The organism is Pseudomonas sp. AA-38, assembly GCF_029457475.1.
Taxonomy (GTDB): Bacteria; Pseudomonadota; Gammaproteobacteria; order Pseudomonadales; family Pseudomonadaceae; genus Aquipseudomonas.
In genome coordinates this window covers 570,240-587,125 of the sequence record NZ_CP120359.1, presented here as the reverse complement: position 1 = coordinate 587,125, position 16,886 = coordinate 570,240, and the positions used below count along the sequence as shown (strand labels likewise).

Below are 16,886 nucleotides of genomic sequence, written 5' to 3'. Positions count from 1 at the left end.
GGCCCGCATGAGCGAATCCCTCGATTTGAGCCTGGAAGGCGTGGAGCGTCGGTCGCTGGCCGATTTCACCGAACAGGCCTACCTGAACTACTCCATGTACGTGATCATGGATCGCGCCCTGCCGCATATCGGCGACGGTCTCAAGCCGGTGCAGCGGCGCATCGTCTATGCCATGAGCGAGCTGGGTCTGGACGCCGACGCCAAGCACAAGAAGTCGGCGCGCACCGTCGGTGACGTACTCGGTAAGTACCACCCGCACGGCGACAGCGCCTGCTACGAAGCCATGGTGCTGATGGCGCAGCCGTTCAGCTATCGCTACACCCTGGTGGACGGCCAGGGCAACTGGGGTGCGCCGGACGATCCCAAATCCTTCGCCGCCATGCGTTACACCGAGGCGCGCCTGTCGCGTTACTCGGAGCTGCTGCTCGATGAACTGGGCCAGGGCACCGTCGACTGGGTGCCGAACTTCGACGGCACCATGAACGAGCCGGCCACCCTGCCCGCGCGCCTGCCCAACCTGCTGCTCAATGGCACCACCGGCATCGCCGTGGGCATGGCCACCGACGTGCCGCCGCACAACCTGCGCGAAGTCGCCGCCGCCTGCGTGCGCCTGCTGGACGAGCCGGGCGCCACGGTGGAACAGCTCACCGAACACGTACCCGGCCCGGACTTCCCCACCGAGGCGGAGATCATCACGCCCAAGGCCGACCTGCTGAAGATCTACCAGACCGGCCGCGGCTCGGTGCGCATGCGCGCCGTGTACCGCGTCGAGGATGGCGATATCGTCGTTACCGCCCTGCCCCATCAGGTGTCCGGGGCCAAGGTGCTGGAGCAGATCGCCGCGCAGATGCAGGCCAAGAAGCTGCCGATGGTGGCCGACCTGCGCGACGAGTCCGACCACGAGAACCCCTGCCGCATCGTCATCATCCCGCGCTCCAACCGGGTCGATGCCGAAGAGCTGATGACCCACCTGTTCGCCACCACCGATCTGGAGTCCAGCTATCGGGTCAACACCAACGTCATCGGCCTCGACGGCAAGCCGCAGGTCAAGGATCTGCGCACGCTGCTGACCGAGTGGCTGCAGTACCGCGTCGGCACCGTGCGCCGCCGCCTGCAGTTCCGCCTGGACAAGGTGGAGAAGCGCCTGCACCTGTTGGAAGGCTTGCTGATCGCCTTCCTCAACCTCGACGAAGTCATCCGCATCATCCGCAGCGAGGATCATCCCAAGCCGGTGCTGATGGAGCGCTTCGGCCTCACCGATGTACAAGCCGACTACATCCTCGACACTCGCCTGCGCCAACTGGCCCGCCTGGAAGAGATGAAGATCCGCGGCGAGCAGGACGAACTGGCCAAGGAACGCGAAAAGCTCCTGGCCCTGCTCGGCAGCGAAGCCAAGCTGAAGAAGCTGGTGCGCAAGGAAATCCTCGAAGATGCCGAGAAGTACGGCGATGCACGCCGCTCGCCGCTGGTCGAACGCGCCGAAGCCAAGGCACTTTCGGAAACCGAGCTGATGCCCACCGAGCCGGTCACCGTGGTGCTCTCGGAGAAGGGCTGGGTGCGTTGCGCCAAGGGTCATGACATCGACGCCACGGGCCTGTCCTACAAGGCCGGCGACGGCTTCAAGGCGGCAGCGCCCGGGCGCTCGAACCAGTACGCCGTGTTCATCGACTCCAGCGGGCGCAGCTACTCGCTGGCGGCCCATTCGCTGCCCTCGGCCCGTGGCCAGGGCGAGCCGCTCACCGGCCGCCTGACGCCACCGCCTGGGGTCAGCTTCGAGTGCGTGCTGCTGCCCGAGGACAATGCCCTGTACGTGATCGCCTCGGACGCCGGTTACGGCTTCGTGGTCAAGGGTGAGGATCTGCAGGCCAAGAACAAGGCCGGCAAGGCGCTGCTCACACTGCCCAACGGCGCCCGAGTGATAGCGCCCAAACCCGTGAGCAAGCTGGAAGAAGACTGGCTGGCAGTGGTGACGTCCGAAGGCCGGCTGTTGCTGTTCCCCGTACGCGACCTGCCACAGCTAGGCAAGGGTAAGGGCAACAAGATCATCAGCATTCCCTCCGACCGCGCCGCCGCACATGAAGAGTACGTGGTCGATCTCGTGGTGTTGCCACCCGATGCCCGACTGGTACTGCATGCTGGCAAACGCCCCTATACCCTCAAACCAGAAGACCTGGAGCACTACAAGTTCGAGCGTGGCCGGCGTGGCAACAAGCTGCCGCGCGGCTTCCAGCGCGTCGATCAACTACTGGTGGAATGACCTGGCAGAGCAGTCGCCAGCGCTTTGGCGCTGAGCGGCTGACGGGCGGGGGCTGGAGTCGAGACGCGGTTTGACGGATGATACGCGGCTCGGGCTCCTTCTCTGGCCGCCCATCGCACGACATGCTCTTGATACGCAGCCCGAACATGGCTGCGGGGATCTGATGATGACCGTAGTACGCCCAGTGGCTCTACTTCTGACCACATTGCTGAGTTTGGGTGGTTGCAGCCTGCTGCAGCCCAAGCCGGTTCCGCTCTATCAACTCGACGCCGGCGAAGCCGTGGCACCGACCCAGCAGAACGGCGCCGCAGTTCTGGTCGGCCCGGTCAGCGTCGCCGATTACCTGCGCAACGGCAACCTGCTGCAACGCCAGCCCGACGGCAGCCTGGTAGCCGCGCCGAATGCGCGCTGGGCCAGTGGCCTGGCCAATGACATCGACCAACAACTGCTGCGCCAGCTCGCCTGGCGTCTGAACAGCCAGCGTCTGGTGCTGGCCCCGGCACCCGGTTTCAGCGCCGACGCTCAGGTGATGCTGAACATCACCCGTCTCGACTCCGGCCCCAACCAGCCGGCCGTGCTCGAGGCCCAGTGGCGACTGCTCGATCGTCGCGGGCAACTGCGCGACAGCCGCCTGATCCACCTGGAAGAGAAGCACGACGGCAGCCTGGGCGAGCAGGTCAAGGCGCAGAGCGTGGTGCTGCAGCGCCTGGCCGCGGAGCTGGCAACCGCCATCCAGCCGGTCGTGGCCCTGGCCGAGCCCCCCGCACCACCGGCGCGCAAGAAGGCGCCATCGACCAAGAGCGATGTGCAAGCCCCCCCTGCGGTGCCGCGCATCCCGGTAGCGGAGCCGATCAGGATCGATACGGAAGTGTTCCGCTTCTAAACGGCTTCTAACAGGCCGTTGAAAAACGTAGGCGAGGCAGCCAAGACAAGGCGCAACGACCAACGGGAGTAACAGCCAAAGGCTGGCCCGAAGGGTGAGCGCCAGCGAATCAAACAGCCGAAAAAGCGCAGTTTACGTGCTGTAAATGAGTATTTTGACTGGGCTCGCACGCGAGGCTGTTTTTAACGCAGTATTGCCAACGCACGACTGCATGGATGCATGAGGTAGAGCGACGCAGGAAGCCAAAGCCGAGGTAGTTTTTCAACAGCCTGCTAACGAAAACGCCGCGCTCCGAAAGGGCACGCGGCGTTTTGTTTTCCGTGACAGCCTTTACTTCAGTTCGCTGGATCCCTTGCCCAGCAGGCGACGAGCGACGATCAGCAACTGGATCTGCTGGGTGCCCTCGAAGATGTCGAGGATCTTCGAGTCACGCGACCATTTCTCCAGCAGTTCGTCCTCGCCATAACCCATGGCCCCCGCCAGTTCCACGCACTTGAGCGTCACCTCACTGGCCACGCGACCGGCCTTGGCCTTGGCCATGGACGCCTCCTTGGAGTTGGGCAACTTGTTGTCGGCCATCCAGGCGGCCTTGAGGGTGAGCAGGCGCGCAGCCTCCCACTCGGCCTCGAGGCGATAGAGGGTGGCTTCGGCGTGACTGACGCTCAATAGCGGCTTGTTGTAATCCAGGCGCATACCCGCCTTGCGCAGCAGCGTACGGGTACGATCCAGCGCCGCCTTGGCCACGCCCACGGCCATACCGGCGACCAGCGGTCGGGTGTTGTCGAAGGTTTCCATGACCCCGGCAAAGCCTTTCTGCACATCCACTTCGGCATTGCCGAGCAGGTTGGCAGCCGGCACCCGGCAGTCGCTGAAACTGATCGAGGCGGTATCGGAGGCCTTGATGCCGAGCTTCTTCTCCAGACGGGTGACGGTCATGCCCGGCGTGCCCTTCTCCACCACGAAGGACTTGATCGCCGCCCGCCCCAGGCTGCGGTCGAGGCTGGCCCAGACCACCACGGCATCAGCACGCTCGCCGGAGGTAACGTAGATCTTCTCGCCATTGATCACGTAATGATCACCATCCTTGACCGCCGTGGTGCGAATCGCCGCCGAGTCCGAACCGCAGCTCGGCTCGGTGATGGCCATGGCCGCCCAGGTCTTGCCGAAGCGGGCCAGTTGTTCATCGTTGGCCACGGCGGCGATGGCAGCATTGCCCAAGCCCTGGCGTGGCATGGCCAGGAGCAGACCGACATCGCCCCAGCACAGCTCCATCACGCCGAGCAGCGCCGCCATGTTGCCGCCGTTGCGCACGCCCTCATGCTGTTCACGGGATGCCCCGCGCTTGCTGGCCGAGCCGGCGCCGACGGCATCGGGCGAGCCCTCGTTCATGCCGTCGAGCAGCGCGGCGAGCATGTCTAGCTCCTTGGGATAGGCGTGCTCGGCCTTGTCGTACTTGCGCGAGATGGGTCGCAGGTAACGCGCGGCGACCTGATGAGCCTGGTTCTGCAGGCCCCGGAATTTCTTCGGTGTTTCCAGATTCATGAAGGTATTCCTTTCAAAGGTGCAGACCGCCGGCGAGCACGGCGACACTGCGCAAATCTCGGTACCAGCGCTCGACCGGATGTTCTTGAGTGAAACCATGACCGCCGAGCAGTTGCACCGCATCGCAGCCAATCTTCATCGCTTTCTCCGCGCATAACAGGCGCGCCAGATAGGCCTCGCGATGAAACGGCTTGCCGCTCTCGGCCAGTGCACAGGCGCGCCAGAGCAGCATGCGCATGGACTCCAGCTCGATGGCGATGTCGGCAATCATGAAGGCCACGCCCTGGCGATGACTGATCGGCTCACCGAAGGCCTGACGCTCGTTGCAGTAAGGCACCACGTAATCCAGCGCCGCCTGCCCGGTGCCCACGGCCAACGCGCAGAAGGCCAGCGCCGAGTAATCGAGGAAAGCCTGAAAATCGAAATCCGCGCCTGCCAGGCGCTGGCTGGCCGGAACCTTCACGCCTTTCAACTGGATGCGCGCCAGGCCACAGGCCTTGAGTCCCATGGCTGGTTCGGCACGGCGGCTCACACCCTTGCTCGAGGCCTCGACCACGAAAAGTGCCGGCCCGTCGCTCGCCTTGGCCGCAACGATCAGACGGCTGGCCTGCAAACCACCGAGCACCAGAGCCTTGTCGCCATCGAGGATGTAATGCTTGCCACGTTTGCGGGCACGGGTAGCCGGCGACTTGGGGTCAGCCAGCATGGCCGGCTCGGTCACCGCCAAGGCATAGGCCGGGGCTCCGGTTTCGCCAACGAATGCCGGCAACAACTCGGCCTGTTGTGCCGGCGAACCCCAGCGACGGATGCAGTTGGCCGCCGAGAGCGGCAACAGCAGCGCGGCGGCCAGGGAGAAATCACCTTGCGCCAGGCTCTCGGTGATCAGCGCATTGCTCAGCACGGTACGCTCACCGGCCATTCCCCCCTGCGCCTCGCCGACGCCATAGAAGGCCAGGCCCAGTTCGCTGGCCTGGTTGAGCAATGCCGCCGGCACCAGGGCCTGGGCATCGGCTTCATGGGCAGCCGGGCGCAGCACCTCCAGGGCAAAGCCTTGGAGCATGTCCACCAGCATCTGCTGCTCTTCGGAAAGCGACAGGTCGAACAGGTCGTCGGTACGCGGCCGATCGCTGCGCGGCTTGCTGGCCGAACGCTCGGCCATCATGCGGAAGCTGGCACGGCTGCCGGTATAGATGAATTTCTCGAAGGGTTTGCGCAGGTTGAGGCGATCCGGCCAGTCAGCCTGGGCCACCTTGCTCAATACGCTCAGGGCAGGACCCTGTACATCGACACTCATGGCATCTCGCTCCTCGCGGGGTGATGCCATCGATGATGCGCTGCCGATCAAGGAGCGCCTATGACTCTCCAGACGTGAGTTCGCGTCAGCCCGGTCAAGGCCTGCACTCGGCGAGCATGGCTGGCACCACGCTCGCCGAGCACGTCATTTGCTGCGAATTTTCTCGACGATGGCGGTGGTGGAGCTGTTCTCCACCAGGCCGAGCACCCGCACTTCGCCGCCATAGGCCTGGACGATATCGGCACCGACCACCTGATCGATGCCATAGTCGCCGCCCTTGACCAGCACATCCGGCTGCACCTGCTTGAGCAGGCGCTCAGGGGTGTCTTCGCCGAAACTCACTACCCAGTCCACCGCGCCCAGGCCGGCGAGCACCGCCATACGCCGGTCGACGGCGTTGATCGGGCGACCTGGGCCTTTCAGGCGGCTGACCGAGGCATCGTCGTTGATCGCCACGATCAGGCGATCACCCTGGGCACGGGCCTGTTCCAGATAGGTGACATGGCCGGCATGGAGAATGTCGAAGCAGCCATTGGTGAAGACGATCTTCTCGCCATGGGCACGCGCATCCTCAATGGCGATGAGGAGCTGATCCAGGCTCAACACGCCGCGCTCGGAGCCCTCCTCACGCTGTACCGCGCGGCGCAGCTCCGGCGCGCTGATGGCCGCCGTGCCCAGCTTGCCTACCACGATACCGGCCGCCAGGTTGGCCAGGGCCACGGCGTTCGGCATTTCCTCGCCAGCCGCAATGGAAGCCGCCAGGGTGGAGATCACCGTATCACCGGCGCCGGTGACATCGAACACTTCACGGGCACGCGCCGGCAAATGCAACGGCGCGTGCTGCGGGCGCAGCAGGGTCATGCCGTGCTCGCCACGGGTCACCAGCAGCGCGCCCAGCTCGAGATCGGTCATCAGCTTGGCACCCTTGCTGACCAGCTCGGCTTCGTCGGCGCAACCACCGACGATGAGCTCGAATTCGTGCAGGTTGGGGGTGATCAGGCTGGCACCACGGTAAATGGAGAAATCCTTGCCCTTGGGGTCGGCCAGCACTGCGATGCCCTTGCTGCGCGCCGCCTGGATCAGCACCTGGTGATTCTGCAGTGCGCCCTTGCCGTAGTCCGACAGCACCAGCACCTTGACCCCGTCGAGCAAGGTCTCGACCTCACGCGCCAGAGCGGCGGTATCGGTGGCGAAGGGCTCCTCGAAGTCCATGCGCAGCAGTTGCTGGTGACGGCTCATCACCCGCAGCTTGACGATGGTGGGCTGGTCGTCGAGGCGCTGGAAGTGGCTTTCCACACCCGCACCACGCAGGCTGTCGCTGAGGCTTGCGGCCGCCTCGTCTTCACCGGTGACCCCCACCAACAGGGCACGGGCACCGAGCGCGGCGATGTTCAGGGCGACGTTGGCGGCACCACCGGGACGATCCTCGATCTGGTCGACACGAACCACGGGCACCGGCGCCTCCGGGGAAATCCGCGAAGTGCCGCCATGCCAGTAGCGATCGAGCATCACGTCGCCCACCACCAGAACGGCGGCTTGGTCATAGCGGGGCATGGTCAGTTTCATGGCAGCTCCAGAAAGGGAGAAAAACGGGAAAAATCATAGCATGGGGCATGTGACGCACGGCTCAGAGTGGCCGCACCCAGAACAGCTCATGGCGACGCACCGCCTTGCGGAAGAACTCGTCCTCGCCGGTGGCAGGCCAGCGACGCCCGGCCAAGGCAAACTGGATCAACCGACGCAGGCGCTTCTTCAGTGGCAAGGGGCCTTGCAGATCATGCTGCAGCCCCAGCGCCATGGCCTTGTCCAGTTGCCGCTCGGCATCCAACGTCGGGCTCCACAGGCGATCAGCCGGCAAAGGCGTGAGCGCCGGCGGCAGAGCGATGCCACAGCCCGCCGGGCCCATGGGCCAGCGGTCGTTGTCATGCAGGTGATTGGCGTAGAGCAACAGGGTCTGCGGCTGCCAGCCGCTGCGTTCACAAGCCTCGAGCAGGGCACGGGTGCTGGCGACATGGTCGTGGTGCGGGTCGAGCTGCGGGTGTGGTGTCACCAGCACCTCGGGGCGGTAATGCTCGATCACAGCGGCCAGGTCGGCGATCAGGTTGTCCCAGGTCGGCAGTCCGTCGGCATCGGCCGGCAGGCTCAGGGGATTGTGGCGACGCACGTTACGCACATCGCACTCGCCCGACTCTCGGGAGCCAAATGCGGTTTGCGGCTGCTCAGCCATGGCTGGCAGTTGCAGACAGTAATAGCCCAGTTGCACACAGCATTGCTGCGATACGCCACCCCAGAGCGGCGCGGCCAGGCTGTCCCAGGCGCGCAGCCGGCCTTTCAGACGGGCGGCAGCAGCCTTGTCCAGGCCCAGACGCTGGTAATGCTCGGCCTCGATCTCACCCTGAGTGAGGGTGACGATGGCCGTCTCGGACGAGCGGCTGTACTGACCAAAGGCCGCCAGCTCGGCATCGTCGGCATGCGGCGCGATGATCAGCATGCGCTGCGCGGCGAAATCAGGATTGTGCATGGCATGCAGGCGCAAGTCGCCATGGATGCGGCAGAAACGCGGCACGATGCGCAAACCATTGGCCTGCTGCCCGGACAGATTGAGGTAACGCCGCCCGTCTACACCGCGCTCGAAATCCTGCCGATCCTCACCGATACGCACATGCGGGTCGAGCCAGCGCCCCAGCCAGTTGGCCTTGAGCCGCAGTTCGAGAATCAGGGTCTCGTAGCCATCCAACTCGGCCTCGACCTGCAGCACCCCCTGCTCGATACGCGCCGGCAGGCTGAGGCAGTCATCGGAGAAGTCGTAGCGGTAATCGTCGCGCGGCGAATAGAACAGGTGGTCGGCGAACCAGGCCTCATGCGCCACCCAGCCCAGTACCAGGAGCAACGGCGGCAGCCACCAGGCAACGAGCACACCCAGCGCCACCAGCACCAGCAGGGCCAACAGCAGAGCGATGCGCTTGTTGCGCCGGTGGCGCTTGAGCAGTTGTTGCTTGCGTCCGTTCATGTGCTCACACCTGATAGACCGGCACCCGGTTGCACCAGCGATCCTTGTATTCGCGGTCAGCCCGGCCGAAGGAATAGCGCAGCGGCTTGCCCAGCGTCCGCGCATGCGCCCATTCGCTTTGCGTGTTGACGAAGCTGAGCACGCTGCCGGGGCTGAATTCGCGCTGCTGTGGGTCGACCCCGCCGTTGATGTACTCCAGGCTGATCCATTGCGGCGCCTCGACCCGATAGAGCACCTGGATCGCCACCGGCTCATCGTTCAGATAGATCAGCGAGCCGGTCATGAACTCGCGTAGACGGCCGAACACCTCGGCCAGATATGCCTTGCCAGTGGCCTCGAAGCCCCAGCGACGCTGGAACAGATCGGCGTAGATGCGCGCCTGCTCCTCGGGCGCCAGTTCCAGCATCGGCCGGATCACCCCGCCTGCCTCTTCCAGCAAGCGCTGTTCGCGGCGCTGGTTGTAGCGAAACTTCTTGCTGTACTGCTCCGGCTCGCGGGCCAATGCCAGCCCCTCGGGCTGCTCGCGGGTACCCATGAGCTGGGCAGCATTGAGTTCGGAGAGATAGCGGGCGCGATGGCGCAGCGGCACACGTACCTCGGCGGAAAGCGGCAGGATGATCTCGGCATTGCCCAGGTCGAACAGGCCACGCTTGCCCTGCTGCTTGAGCACATCCTTGGACAGGGCCAGGTGCCGCCCCCAGGTCGGGATCGCAGCTTGCAGCTCGCCATCAACTTGCCAACCCAGGTAGCGCACCGGGATAGCGGCCAGGTCAGCCAGGCGCGCAACCACCTCGGGATGAGTGGCGACGCTGCCACCGAAACGCGCCCAGGCCTCGGCATAGTCGCTGGTGGATATCGGCACCCAGCCACGCTCACGCCAGCATTGCAGACGACTCAGCATCAGGCGTCCTGCTCGACCACGATGGACTCGTCGCCTTCCTCGAACTGCTTGGCATGCAGCCGCGCATAGTAGCCGTTCTGCGCCAGCAGTTCGGCATGGTTGCCCCGCTCGACGATCTGCCCCTGATCCATTACCAGGATCAGATCGGCTTTCTCGATGGTGGTCAGGCGGTGCGCGATCACCAGCGTGGTACGCCCCTGCATCACCTGATCCAGCGCCGCCTGGATATGCCGCTCGGACTCGGTATCCAGTGCCGAAGTAGCTTCGTCGAGAATCAGTACGGGCGCATCCTTGAGCAGCGCGCGGGCAATGGCCAGACGCTGGCGTTGACCGCCGGAGAGCAACACGCCGTTCTCACCCACCAGGGTGTCGTAGCCCTGCGGCATCCTCTCGATGAACTCGGCGGCATAGGCGTCGGCGGCAGCCTGCTGCACGGCTTCGAGCGGCGCATCAGCCAGGTCGCCGTAGGCGATATTGTTGCGCACGCTGTCATTGAACAGCGTGACGTGTTGAGTCACCAGGGCGATATGGCGGCGCAAGTTACGCAGGGTGTAGTCCTCGACATCCACGCCATCGAGCAGGATCTGCCCCTGCTCATGGTGGTAGAAACGCGGGATCAGGTTGGCCAGTGTCGACTTGCCGCTGCCGGAACGACCGACCAGCGCCACCATCTGCCCTGGCTCGGCGACGAAAGAGATGTTCTCCAGCACGGGCTTCTCGGTTCCCGGATAACTGAAGCTGAGGTCACGCACCTCGATCCGGCCACTCACGCGTTCACGCGCCTGAGTGCCGTGATCCACTTCGGGATCCTCATCGAGTTGCTCAAAGATGCTTTCAGCGCCAGCAATACCCTTCTGAATGTTCGAGCTCACTTCAGATAGCTGACGAATCGGCTTGGGTAATAAACCGGCTAGAGTGATGTAGGCCACCAGATCACCCGCCGAGGCATCACCCCGCAGCCACAGCACGAGGAACATCAGTACCGCCATGGCGCTGTAAATCACCAGTTGCAGCGAAGGCGTGTACACCGCGCCGGTGCGCACCATCTTCAACTGCTTGTTCTTGTTCTCCTCGCTGGCATCGAGGAAACGCTGCTTCTCGTAATCCTCACCACCAAAGCTGCGCACCACCCGGTAACCCTGGATGCTTTCAGAGGTGACGTGAGTGACATCCCCCATGCTGGTCTGGATCTTCTTGCTCTGCTTGCGGAATTTCCGGCTGGTGCTGGTCACCATCAGACCAATGACCGGCAGAATCGCCAGCATCACCAGGGTCAGCTTCCAGTTCATCCACAGCAGCGTGGCGAAGAGGAATACCACCGTCATGCCCTCGCGCACCACCACCTTGATGGCATCGGTCGCGGCGCCGGTGACCATGGTCACGTTATAGGTGATACGCGAGATCAGGTGGCCGGAGTTGTGGTTGTCGAAGTAGCGATTGGGCAGGGTCAGCAGGTTGTTGAACAGCGCGATACGCAGATCCTGCACCAACCCCATGGAGACCTTGGCCAGATAGTAGTTGCCAAGGAACGAACCGATGCCCTGCCATAGGGCGATCAGCACGATCAGCAGTGGCACGGCCTGCAGCAGCTTGAGGTGCGCCAGCCAGGGGGCGTGCTCCAGCAACCATGGCACGCCCGCGAACAGGCTGGCCTCGGGGTTGGACAGGCCGTCGACGAAGTACTTGAGGATGTAGCCCAGCATCGGCTGGGTCGAGGCGAAGATCAGGAAGCCAAGGATACTGACGGTGAACAGACCCCAATAGGGAACCACGTAGCGCAGCAATCGCAGATACACCTTCAGACTGGATTGCTGGTTGGAATTGGCCATTCGGCTTGCCTCATGCGCTGGCAGGGTTAGCAAGAGGCGGATTGTACCAGCCCTGTCGAGTTAAGCACCCAAGACGCACCTGGAAGTTTTGGTAGCCGCTGAGCAGTCAGGATCATCGTGACGCAAAAATGAAATCATTTGGCCACTTGAAGTGCGCAGTTTTGCCACCAAGAGTGCCGGAAGACACAAGGCTCAGATCAATGGCTCGGCACGACAAGCACGGTCAGGCGCCATTGAGCAGCCGTGTACTCAAGGATACTTGCAATATCAAGACGCACCTGCCTCGCCCACCACTGTCACGGCGCAGCCTGCAAAAGATCATCACGCTGGCTGTACCAGCAGAGCGACGCATGAGCCGCGACTCGAGACTGCCACCTTAAATCTATGGTCGAACCAGCCGATTTTGCGTACTCTGGCGGGCCAATTTCATCAAGCCCTCAACAACACCTCGGCATTTTGCGCGCGACAGTCATGAACTCTGAAACCTGAAGACCGCGCCCAGCACCAAGGTGCACTACTCCCCGACATGACCACCCCCATCGTAAAGCCGATATCGCAAGCCAACTTCGATAAGCTCGTGGCCAATGCCAGAAGCATTGAAGAGGATAGCTATGGAACCAAGGTCTATCTCCTTGAGAATGGCGACTACCTGAAACTGTTCAGGCGCAAGCGCCTCCTGTCTTCTGCGTTATTGACGCCCTACTCGGTGCGTTTCTGGCGCAATGCTGAACAGCTCCATCGGCGTGGCATACCAACAGTCGTCCCCCTGGAGCTCTTCAAGCTCCCCAAAGCAGGATGGACTGCCATTCGCTATCAGGCCCTAGCTGGCACGACACTCAGCTCGTTGTATGAAAGAGAGCAACGAATCAGCGCGTCTCTTCTGGAGCAACTTGCAGAGTTTTTTAGAACGCTACATCGAATGGGCATCTACTTCCGTTCGATGCACCTGGGCAATATCGTACTGACACCGGACAATCAATTAGGCCTAATCGATATCGCTGACCTGAGTTTTCAGTCACGTCCACTTTCACGTCATAAGGCCCGACGGAACTTGGCCCACTTCGAGCGCTATCTAAAGCACAAAGGCCTTATGGCTGAATTCCCCTTCAAGACACTATATGAAAAGGTCGTGGCTCTTTAACAAGCAGCCACAGCCTCCTTCTTCGTTACCTTGTGTTTGATAGAAACCTTACGTAATACGGCAAGATGGATTGCAATAGGTATCCATATCAGGAACCAGTGCTCCTTGGGTCGCGACATGAATGACGAGCCCTCGGTCATTCCAGCGACAAATCCGTACATCAGAAGGGTGGAGCTTATCAGCACCAGTCCAGAGCGCCTCATCTTCCACGACCGCAAGAAACCATATAGATAAATCGCTAGCCACATCGACCCACCAACTAACCCTGTTTGATAAATAACCCCCAAGGTCAGGTTGTGTGGATCAGCCAGCAGCCGATTCAGTCCTGGAACAAAGATATCTATATTCGTATCATAGCCATGACCGAACCAGAGTGTCGGCATGATCTGGCGCCAGGCTTCAACCCAGATCAGCGGCCGATAAGACAGTCCCCGGGAAAGCAATTCGGCCCCAAAGAACCATAAACCGACCCCACAGATTATCGCTGCGGGCATGAGGAGCCAGACGATCCGCCGATCCGCCACCATGATAATCAACCAGACGAAGCAGGCGCCCAAAGCCATGAAGGGTGTTCGCGAGCCGGTAAAAAATAACAAAAGCACCAGAATCATGAGCATGATCAACTTGCCAGCCCATGCCCTTGATGAGCTCATGAGGGCTGCCAGCCATAAGGCCGCAAAAAAACCATAGACATGCGAGGTCAGCAGAGGGTTGTATAATGCTCCGAAACCTTCCAACCGTGATGGCGGCCCATTACCCTTGAAATATAGGATCATGGTTATGACCGCAGACAATGCAGCTGCCACGCCAGCAAGACCAACGACTTGAATGAGTCGTCGCATATCGTGCTCGGCCAATGCCGCCACTGCCAATATCAACATGACTATATAAAGCGGATGCTTGATCTTCGAGAAATCGATCTCTCCTGCTGCCCATGCAAGAGACAGGATAACGTAGGCAGAGAAGCTCAAGACCAACAAGAACAGAGGCTCTTGCCGCAAAAATACGAATCGCGATGGGGATGCGACCAGAACGATCAATGCAGGAAAGGCCAGAGAGGCATAATAGAGCTTGTGATACAAAGAGCGGTCGCCCACCCAGAACATACCCGTTAGAAACAGCAAGAACGCCACCGGCAACCAGTAGCGAGCATAGCTCTCATATAGCTTTTCACGCCACATCAATCGGTTCCCACAGCAAAATCATACGAGCGCTCATCAAGAAAACAATAAACGACCAATACCGCGCAGCACTTTGGCATTCCAATGACGCAAGGGCAACTCACTTAACAACTCACGCGCCAGTTCCTTATCACGCCCAGCAGACTTCAAAAACATGGAACATAGATATTTTGACTTAACCTGCTCATATGCAGGATGATCGGAAAAAACCTCATAGGTTTTCAACATATTTTCCACCATGAAGCGCAAGCGCTTGTAGGTATTGCTTTCATGCTTCCTGTAGTCACCCAACACATCTGGCAGAATGTCGATATAATATCCAGCCCTGAGAACGCTCAGGCAGATATAGACATCCTCGAGGCGAATCTCAGGATTGAACCCTCCAACGGCCGCCAACGCCTCACGTCTGAACATCAAGGTCGCAGCTTGTGGGCCCGGTTTGAGATCAAGGAAAAGATCATCGAAATCCAGACGCCGAAAAGGCAAATGACGCTGTTTTTGCTCTTTCTCAGGAAGAGGTTGTCCGTTGCTGTCGATGATATCGATATTGGCCGAGCAGATGCCCACCTCGGGCTTGCCCTGCATGTATTCGGCCTGAACGGCAAGCCGCTGAGGGCGCATGATGTCATCGGAGCCAAAAGGAACGATAAGACTACCTTTGCTTCGTGCGATGGCCGCATTCAGTGTTCGACTCAGACCGCAGTTCTGCTGAACCTGAAAGTCAAAGCCATACTCCGCCTGCAAGCGGGTGATGCGCTCGACACTATCATCACTGGAACCGTCATCGATGACCAGCAGCTCGAAATTCGAGTATGTCTGCTGCATGACACTGCGGATGCTGGCCTCTATGTAAGGCGCATGGTTATAGGATGCGATAATCACGGAAATGAGTGGCAAGGAACCCTCCTCACCAAGACATTTTTCTTCATTAACTTCTTTCACCAACACTCACCTTGAAGAACAAGAGCCATCTCGCATCACTGGCCATTCAAAAAAATCTGATAAAACTGAGAAGCTGCATCGCTCAAATACCAAGCCGCATCAGCCAGTTTGCCCTACGCTGAGGGGCGCGAAGCGCTGGGCGCATGGCGTCAACTATCTGTTGACCAATGCGATTGAAACCATATTTTTCTTCGACCAGAAGCCGCCCAGCCTGGGCGATACGCTGCGCCCGCTCAGGCTCGGCTCTCAGCAGGGACAGTTTTTTCCTCAGCTCAGCCACCGTTCGATACAGAACCAGATTGTGCATATCCACGAAACCCAGTGCCGAGTTCTCGATCTCGCCCTGATCATAGGCCAGCAGCACGCAACCACAGGCCATAGCCTCGAAGTTCTTGATCATGTACTCGCCCATTCCCACGTCCGCACTGACGAAGAAACGAATACGATTGAGCATCTCACAATACTCGTCACCGGACTTGGTTTTGGTCACAAACAAGTTTTCTACTTGTCCCAATTCATCAAGCAACGCCTTGCGACCGCTATAGGCCACGCTTTTGGTGCTACCGACAAAACCCAACTCGATATCCCGCTCTCGACCTTGGAAGCCAAGCAGAGCCTGGTCGTAGCCTTTGGGCACGAAACAGGCATCAAATCCCTCTTCAGCCAATCTTTTAGCAACCTGAGCACCGGAGCTAATCACGCGAGCCCATGGCATCCGGCGGTAGTGTGCGGAAAACTTGCCGGTATATTTGCACGGGATGTAATTTTGGTATGCATCGTGTTCCAAAATCACGAGATTCGGAATGGTACGAATGAAGCGCCACTGCTTTATCTCTTTCTTGAAGCGGAGAAAGAAGAGAATCCGGTCATAGCGAGACACATCCACCTGTTCACGAAAATAGCGTTTCAGATTGGCTTGTTCATCACTCGTTAGCCAGCGGGTATCGCAGTTATCGCATGCTTCGGCAATACCCTCGTACAAGCGATCCAATATCGCTCGCTGCTCTGCCTGCACCAAAAAAAGAACGTTCATACGCTTCCCTCCCGTAGTGCCGTCACTGCCAAAAGTCTATCGAGTTCGGCCAAGTCGATCTTAGGCAGTACATCCGCAGGTAGCCGGCTGTTGGTCGAGAGGTTGAACACTTGAAAATCACGTCCCAACACCTGCCGGGACATCCACTGAAAGTGCGGCAGGATGAGGTCTTCATAATCCTCATCCAAGCGGCTGGGTACACGCGTGCCCTTGGGATCATAGAAGTGGCCAAGCGAAGCCTGCAGATCCATGCCTACCATGAAGATTCGATTGAAGCCCAAGTAGTAAGCCAACTGAATCGCGGCGTATGCGATGGTGCGACATGAAAAATAGCCGGCCGGAAAATTTCGGCTAAATCCAATCCGGCTGCGCTTCTGGCTAAACAGCGCACGCTGAATGACATAGTCGCCATTATTGCGCTGCTGCCAAGCAAAACGCCGATCACTAACCCGGGGGACACCTCGCCAGCGGTTGACCCGCTCAGCAACAAACAGGCGACTTTGCCAGATAGCCTCCGGCTCTCGTTCAGCCAGGCTCTCCAAGGCATCTGGCCCCATAAAGCTGAACGCGGCTCGACGTACTCCTTGCGCGACCAGATCACTTTTCCCGGCGGCAACACTGCGGTCATCACAGAGAAAGAAAAACGGATCGATCCCGCTCGGAAAACAGGCAATCGAACCATTGACCGCCATCATGGGAATGTTGCCATAGCGCTCAATGGGAAAGTCCGCGACCGAAGGCCCGGAGGTGACAATGAACACAGGCCCGGAGTATCGCCCCTTGAGCCGCCGCAGATCATCAAGCGGCCTACGCCCATAGGCTTCAAGCTCAATTGCGGGATCATCCTGCAAGTCAATCGTTAACTGCCCCATG

At 60.5% G+C, this 16,886-nt stretch carries 13 protein-coding genes; 3 read left to right on the top strand and 10 right to left on the bottom strand.

The features are described 5' to 3' along the window. The first annotated feature begins 7 nt into the window (after positions 1-7). Both parC and PVE35_RS02570 read left to right on the top strand, forming a co-directional pair. Positions 8-2,257 carry a DNA topoisomerase IV subunit A gene (parC, locus tag PVE35_RS02575; protein WP_277373683.1) on the top strand — a complete coding sequence of 750 codons (2,250 nt, stop codon included), beginning with the start codon at positions 8-10 and terminating at the stop codon, positions 2,255-2,257. Positions 2,258-2,420: 163 nt separating this feature from the next. Next, positions 2,421-3,140, top strand: coding sequence for an ABC-type transport auxiliary lipoprotein family protein (locus tag PVE35_RS02570; RefSeq protein ID WP_277373682.1), 720 nt, complete (start codon positions 2,421-2,423; stop codon positions 3,138-3,140). 330 nt (positions 3,141-3,470) lie between these two features. On the opposite strand, the gene PVE35_RS02565 is transcribed toward PVE35_RS02570, so the two are convergent. The 6 genes from PVE35_RS02565 to msbA form a co-directional block, all read right to left on the bottom strand. Then, positions 3,471-4,682: an acyl-CoA dehydrogenase family protein gene (locus PVE35_RS02565; RefSeq protein WP_277373681.1), complete on the bottom strand. Its 1,212-nt coding sequence runs from the start codon at positions 4,680-4,682 to the stop codon at positions 3,471-3,473. A gap of 13 nt (positions 4,683-4,695) precedes the next feature. Then, positions 4,696-5,976: an acyl-CoA dehydrogenase family protein gene (locus tag PVE35_RS02560; protein WP_277373680.1), complete on the bottom strand. Its 1,281-nt coding sequence runs from the start codon at positions 5,974-5,976 to the stop codon at positions 4,696-4,698. A gap of 144 nt (positions 5,977-6,120) precedes the next feature. Continuing rightward, complete coding sequence (gene hldE / locus PVE35_RS02555) at positions 6,121-7,542, bottom strand: bifunctional D-glycero-beta-D-manno-heptose-7-phosphate kinase/D-glycero-beta-D-manno-heptose 1-phosphate adenylyltransferase HldE (protein WP_277373679.1); 1,422 nt, start codon at positions 7,540-7,542, stop codon at positions 6,121-6,123. A 61-nt stretch (positions 7,543-7,603) separates the two neighbouring features. Next, on the bottom strand, positions 7,604-8,986 hold the full coding sequence (locus PVE35_RS02550) for a PIG-L family deacetylase (RefSeq protein WP_277373678.1): 1,383 nt from the start codon (positions 8,984-8,986) through the stop codon (positions 7,604-7,606). Between the two features lie 4 nt (positions 8,987-8,990). Continuing rightward, entirely contained in the window at positions 8,991-9,887 is an 897-nt protein-coding gene (locus tag PVE35_RS02545) for a GNAT family N-acetyltransferase (RefSeq protein WP_277373677.1), read from the bottom strand. Further along, the gene (gene msbA, locus PVE35_RS02540; protein ID WP_277373676.1) at positions 9,887-11,716 is read right to left on the bottom strand and encodes a lipid A export permease/ATP-binding protein MsbA; all 1,830 of its coding nucleotides are present in this window, start codon (positions 11,714-11,716) and stop codon (positions 9,887-9,889) included. Before msbA ends, PVE35_RS02545 begins: the two co-directional genes overlap by 1 nt. A gap of 526 nt (positions 11,717-12,242) precedes the next feature. Here msbA and PVE35_RS02535 point away from each other — a divergent pair. Beyond that, positions 12,243-12,857, top strand: coding sequence for a lipopolysaccharide kinase InaA family protein (locus PVE35_RS02535; RefSeq protein ID WP_277373675.1), 615 nt, complete (start codon positions 12,243-12,245; stop codon positions 12,855-12,857). On the opposite strand, the gene PVE35_RS02530 is transcribed toward PVE35_RS02535, so the two are convergent. The 4 genes from PVE35_RS02530 to PVE35_RS02515 all read right to left on the bottom strand — a co-directional run bounded on the left by PVE35_RS02530 (position 12,854) and on the right by PVE35_RS02515 (position 16,885). Then, entirely contained in the window at positions 12,854-14,038 is a 1,185-nt protein-coding gene (locus PVE35_RS02530) for an O-antigen ligase family protein (protein WP_277373674.1), read from the bottom strand. The genes PVE35_RS02535 and PVE35_RS02530 overlap by 4 nt on opposite strands. Positions 14,039-14,074: 36 nt before the next feature. Continuing rightward, entirely contained in the window at positions 14,075-14,980 is a 906-nt protein-coding gene (locus tag PVE35_RS02525; RefSeq protein ID WP_277373673.1) for a glycosyltransferase, read from the bottom strand. An 82-nt stretch (positions 14,981-15,062) separates the two neighbouring features. Continuing rightward, on the bottom strand, positions 15,063-16,013 hold the full coding sequence (locus PVE35_RS02520; RefSeq protein WP_277373672.1) for a glycosyltransferase: 951 nt from the start codon (positions 16,011-16,013) through the stop codon (positions 15,063-15,065). Beyond that, positions 16,010-16,885 carry a lipopolysaccharide core biosynthesis protein gene (locus tag PVE35_RS02515; RefSeq protein ID WP_277373671.1) on the bottom strand — a complete coding sequence of 292 codons (876 nt, stop codon included), beginning with the start codon at positions 16,883-16,885 and terminating at the stop codon, positions 16,010-16,012. Before PVE35_RS02515 ends, PVE35_RS02520 begins: the two co-directional genes overlap by 4 nt. Between the last annotated feature and the right edge of the window lies 1 nt (position 16,886).